A 4,781-nucleotide genomic window follows, 5' to 3' on the forward strand; every position below is an offset into this window, starting at 1 on the left:
CATCTGATATGTCAGATCGGGCCATCGAGGGCGAGCCCTCGATCCGCACCATGGTGCCGCGCTGCGTCTTGCCAGCATCGGAGGCAGCCATGGTCTCTCTCAATGTCAACGGGACGACGCACAGCGTCGACGTCGACGATGATACGCCCCTGCTTTGGGCTATCCGCGACAATATCGGCCTCACCGGCACGAAGTTCGGCTGCGGCGTCGCCCAATGCGGCGCCTGCACCGTCTATATCGACGGCCAACCGCTGCGCTCCTGCGTGACCCCGGTCTCGGCGGTCGGCACCAGCGAGATCACCACCATCGAAGGCCTCGCCGGCAAGGAGGCGGATGCCGTCCAGGCCGCCTGGATCGCCCGCGACGTGCCGCAATGCGGCTATTGCCAGTCCGGCCAGGTGATGAGCGCGATCGCGCTCCTTAAGGAAAACAGGAAGCCGACCGACCGCGATATCGACCTCGCGATGAACGGCAATATCTGCCGTTGCGCCACTTATGTCCGCATCCGCGCCGCGATCCATGACGCGGCCCGCGCGCTGGAGATCTGAGCCATGACCGCGCATGATCCCAAGCTCTCCCGCCGCTCGCTGCTCGCCGGCGTCGGTGCCCTCGTCATCGGCTTCCACCTGCCGCGCCAGGCCCGCGCCCAGTCCGGCGCCGCCGCCGGCCATCGGCCGGGCGGCAATGACAGCTTCGCGCCGAACGCCTTCATCCGCGTCGCGCCTGATGACACCGTGACCGTCATCGTCAAGCATATCGAGTTCGGCCAGGGGCCTTTCACCGGCCTCGCCACGCTCGCCGCCGAGGAGATGGACGCCGCCTGGAACCAGATGCGGGCCGAGCACGCGCCGGCCGATGTCAAGCTCTATGCCAATCTTGCGCTCGGCGTGCAGGGCACCGGTGGCTCGACGGCCATCGCCAATAGCTGGGAGCAGATGCGCAAGGCCGGCGCCGCCGCCCGCATGATGCTGGTCCAGGCCGCTGCCGAAGCCTGGAAGGTTCCAGCTTCCGAGATCAAGGTCGAGGCCGGCGTGATCAGTCACGCCTCCGGCCGCAAGGGCTCGTTCGGCGAGTTCGCTGAAGCGGCATCGAAGCTCTCCGTGCCCGAGAACCCGCCGCTGAAACCGGCCTCAGCCTATAAGCTGATCGGCAAGGAGGGCACGGTGAAGCGCCTCGACAGCGCCGACAAGTCGCGTGGCAAGGCCCAGTTCACCATCGACATCCATACGCCGAACATGCTGACCGTCGTCGTCGCCCGATCGCCGCGCTTTGGCGGCAAGGTCGCGAGCTTCGATGCGGCCGAGACGCGCAAGGTCAAGGGCGTGGTCGACGTGAAGGATATCGGCTACGGCGTCGCGGTCTATGCGACCGGGACCTGGCCGGCGCTGAAGGGCCGCGAGGCGCTGAAGATCACCTGGGACGACAGCGCGGCGGAGACGCGCGGCAGCGCCGAACTGATCGCGGAATACCGGCGCCTGGCCCGCCAGCCTGGCACCGTCGCCGGCAGCCACGGCGACGCCGAGGCCGTCCTAGCCAAGGCCGATCGCGTCATCGAGGCCGAGTTCGTCTTCCCCTATCTCGCCCATGCGCCGATGGAGCCACTCGACGGCTATCTCGAATGGGACGGCACGCAGGCGCTCGCCCGCTTCGGCAGCCAGTTCCAGACCACCGAGCACCAGACCATTGCCACTATCCTCGGCCTGCCGCTGGAGAAGGTCAGGCTCGAGACCATGCTCGCGGGCGGCAGCTTCGGCCGGCGCGCGCAGGTCAGCCAACATCTGGCGGCCGAACTCGCCACGGTCGCCAAGGCGATCGGCCCGAACCGCCCGGTCAAGGTTGTCTGGACCCGCGAGGACGATCTCGCCGGCGGCTATTACCGCCCGCTCTTCGTGCACCGCCTCCGCGGCGCGGTGAGGGACGGTCGGATCGCCGCCTGGTCGAACACGCTGGTCGGCCAGTCCTTCCTGCTCGGGACGCCCCTGGAATCCTTCGTGGTCAAGAACGGCATCGATGCGACCTCGGTCGAGGGCGCCAACGAGATCTTCTACGCGGTGCCGGATTTCCGCTGCGAGGTACACAATCCCAAGGTCGGCGTGCCGACATTGTGGTGGCGTTCCGTCGGCCACACCCATACCGGCTATGCCGTCGAGTGCTTCGTCGACGAGCTGTTGCAGGCTGCGGGACAGGATCCGCTACAAGGTCGGCTCGCCCTGATGGGCGACAGGCATCCGCGCGCCGCCAACGTGCTGAAGGCCGTCGGTGAGATGGCGAACTGGAAAGGCTCCGCTCCGGTCGACGGCCGCGCCCGTGGCGTCGCCGTGGTCGAGAGCTTCAACTCCTTCGTCGCCCAGATCGCCGAGGTTTCGATCGGCCCGGAGGGCGAGCCGAAGGTCCACAAGGTCTGGTGCGCGGTCGATTGCGGCGTCGCCGTCAACCCGGACGTCATCCGCGCCCAGATGGAGGGCGGTATCGGGTTCGGCCTAGGCCATGCCCTCTACGGGCAGATCACGCTCGATGGCGGCCGGCCGGTCCAGACCAATTTCCACGAATACCGCTCGCTGCGCATCCACGAGATGCCGGAGGTCGAGGTCAGGATCATCGCCTCGACGGAGAAGCCGAGCGGCGTCGGCGAACCCGGCGTGCCGCCGATCGGCCCTGCCGTGGCGAATGCGCTCGCGGCGCTCGGCCATGGCCGGCCGCGCCAGTTGCCGATGCAGGGAGGCTCCGTCTGATGAACCGGAACCTGCTCTTCTCCGCCGGCGCCGCGCTTGCGGTCTGCGTCGGCGGCAGCGCCCTGACGCTGGCGCAGAACGCGGCCCAGCCCGCCGGCGCAAGCCTTCGCCCGGCCGCCAGCTTTTCGTCCATCGCCAACCAGCACGACCGCTCGGTCGCGCTCTTCACCGAGATGGGTAAGGTGCTGACGAGTCCGCGCTGCATGAACTGCCACCCGGCGACGGAGCGGCCGCGACAGGGGGATCTGCGCAAGCTGCACGAGCCCGTCGTCGTGCGCGGCAATGATGGCCATGGCGCGGCGGGCCTGCATTGCGCGACCTGCCACGGCAAGCAGAATTTCGACCCGGCAGGCGTGCCGGGCGATGGGCACTGGGCCTTGGCTCCAGCCTCGATGGCCTGGGAAGGCAAGACGGTCGGCCAGATCTGCGAGCAACTGAAGGATCAGACGCGCAACGGGGGCCGCGATCTTGCCGCGCTGGTCAAGCACGTCACCACCGATACGCTCGTGCTCTGGGGCTGGAATCCCGGCGGGGGGCGCCAGCCCGCACCCGGTACGGCGACCGAGTTCGGCGCCCTGATGCAGGCCTGGGCCGATAGCGGGGGGGCATGCCCGGCGGGTTGAAGCCCGGCCAATCCGCTTGCCGGCATGGAGTGCCGGGGCGATACAAGCCGGATGATGACTACCCGCCATGCGCCCGAAGGGCGGGGGGCAAAGGATCGGCGTGGCTCCATTCCGCGGTCGCCGCGAGAAAGGCGGCGTGCAGCGCGGCGGCATTCTCGGTCTCGAACAGGGTCTCGTGATTGCCGGGAAGGTCGATGATGCGCAGATCGGGGCAGCGCTTGCGCCAGAGGGCGTCGTTCGCCGTGCTCGCCCCGGTGCGCAGCAGGGCGGCCGGCGCGTGCAGGTGCGAATCCTGGTCGTCGAGGCTCGGCATCCACGCCGCCGTGACGCGGATCAGGAGGCGCATGCCGAGTTCCTCCGCGAAGGCCGGGTCGATCCGGCCGATCCGTTCAAGCACGGCGGCGTAGTCCCGCGCGAGCGTAGGCAGGTCATCGCCGGCGAGGCGAAACAGGCCGCGCCAGGCGAGCTCGCGGGCGTGCAGCGCAAGCGCGCCGGGGCGTCCCCGCCGGAGAAGATCGGCCGCGTGAGAGGCGAGGCGGGTCTTCCAGCCGGCCGCGCGTGCCGCCGTGATCGTCCCGGAATCGATGAGGCACAGGCCCGCGACGGGATGGCCGAGGCTCTCCAGACGCAGCGCGGTCGCATAGGCGAAATGGCCGCCGATCGAAACGCCGAGCAGCACGACCGGCGCCTGCGGGGCGCGGTCGATGATCTCCGCCGCGAGGGCTTCGACCAGGGCCTGCGCGGTGAGCCCGGCATCGAGCTGCGCGCGCCAGGCCGGGTAGCGCAGGGTGACCACGCGATCCAGGTCTGACGGGGTGGCACAGAACGGCGTGCAATCCGGCGCATGGCCGCGCGCGCCCGGCAGGACGACGAGGGGCAATTGCGCCGCGCTCATGCCCGGGCCATGGCGGTTCGGGACAAGGCCGCCGCGATCGTGCGTGCGGTGTATTCGGCGCCGGCGACGAAGCGGAAGACCGGGCCGAAGCTTGCCGACGAGGCCGGGCCGACGAAGCGCAGGCCCGGGACGGAGGATTGGAAGGACGCGTCGAGCCGTGGCGCCGAGCCGTGCCTGGCAATCGCGTTGCGCAGCGCGGGAGCCAGGAACGGCAGGCGCTCGACATTCACCTCGTAGCCCGTGCCGGCGACGACATGGTCGACAAGCAGCTCACGATCCCGGCCGTCGTCACCTTGCCGCAAGCGAAGCGAGACGCGGTTGCCGCTCTCCTTGGCTTCGACGATCGTCGTGTCGTGCTCGACCGGCACCTGCGCCTCGACCCGCTCGCGGAGCCACCAGGCTCCCTCCGGCGGCAGGAAGTTCTTGAGGAAGAGCGCGCGCCCGCAAGCGGGAAGCCGGTGGAACGCGCCGGGCACTTGCGTCAGGGCCCAGGCCTTGGGGCTGCCGCCCAGCGCGGAGACCGGCCAGCGG

General features: G+C 69.6%; 4 protein-coding genes and 1 pseudogene. 3 read left to right on the forward strand and 2 right to left on the reverse strand.

Going from position 1 to position 4,781, the window contains the following annotated elements:
* Positions 1-89 precede the first annotated feature (89 nt).
* Genes Q0Q02_RS23195 through Q0Q02_RS23205 form a run of 3 tightly spaced genes read left to right on the forward strand, consistent with a single transcriptional unit; the run spans position 90 to position 3,355 of the window.
* The gene (locus tag Q0Q02_RS23195; RefSeq protein WP_293813130.1) at positions 90-548 is read left to right on the forward strand and encodes a (2Fe-2S)-binding protein; all 459 of its coding nucleotides are present in this window, start codon (positions 90-92) and stop codon (positions 546-548) included.
* A gap of 3 nt (positions 549-551) precedes the next feature.
* Positions 552-2,732, forward strand: coding sequence for a xanthine dehydrogenase family protein molybdopterin-binding subunit (locus Q0Q02_RS23200; protein WP_293813132.1), 2,181 nt, complete (start codon positions 552-554; stop codon positions 2,730-2,732).
* On the forward strand, positions 2,732-3,355 hold the full coding sequence (locus tag Q0Q02_RS23205) for an Isoquinoline 1-oxidoreductase subunit (protein ID WP_293813133.1): 624 nt from the start codon (positions 2,732-2,734) through the stop codon (positions 3,353-3,355). Before Q0Q02_RS23200 ends, Q0Q02_RS23205 begins: the two co-directional genes overlap by 1 nt.
* Positions 3,356-3,413: 58 nt before the next feature.
* Here the strand turns inward: Q0Q02_RS23205 and Q0Q02_RS23210 are convergent, their stop codons facing one another.
* Positions 3,414-4,250, reverse strand: a complete 837-nt coding sequence (locus Q0Q02_RS23210; protein WP_293813135.1) for a thioesterase domain-containing protein — start codon at positions 4,248-4,250, stop codon at positions 3,414-3,416.
* A pseudogene (locus tag Q0Q02_RS23215) lies at positions 4,247-4,781 on the reverse strand (NAD(P)/FAD-dependent oxidoreductase); the annotation flags it as partial. The gene Q0Q02_RS23210 and the pseudogene Q0Q02_RS23215, both read right to left, overlap by 4 nt.

Source organism: uncultured Allobosea sp. (genome assembly GCF_945956895.1).
Taxonomy (GTDB): Bacteria; Pseudomonadota; Alphaproteobacteria; order Rhizobiales; family Beijerinckiaceae; genus Allobosea.

Coding starts and splice junctions, on each gene's coding strand:
- Q0Q02_RS23195 (WP_293813130.1), top strand. CDS start 90: ATGGTCTCTCTCAATGTCAACGGGACGACGCACAGCGTCGACGTCGAC.
- Q0Q02_RS23200 (WP_293813132.1), top strand. CDS start 552: ATGACCGCGCATGATCCCAAGCTCTCCCGCCGCTCGCTGCTCGCCGGC.
- Q0Q02_RS23205 (WP_293813133.1), top strand. CDS start 2,732: ATGAACCGGAACCTGCTCTTCTCCGCCGGCGCCGCGCTTGCGGTCTGC.
- Q0Q02_RS23210 (WP_293813135.1), bottom strand. CDS start 4,250: ATGAGCGCGGCGCAATTGCCCCTCGTCGTCCTGCCGGGCGCGCGCGGC.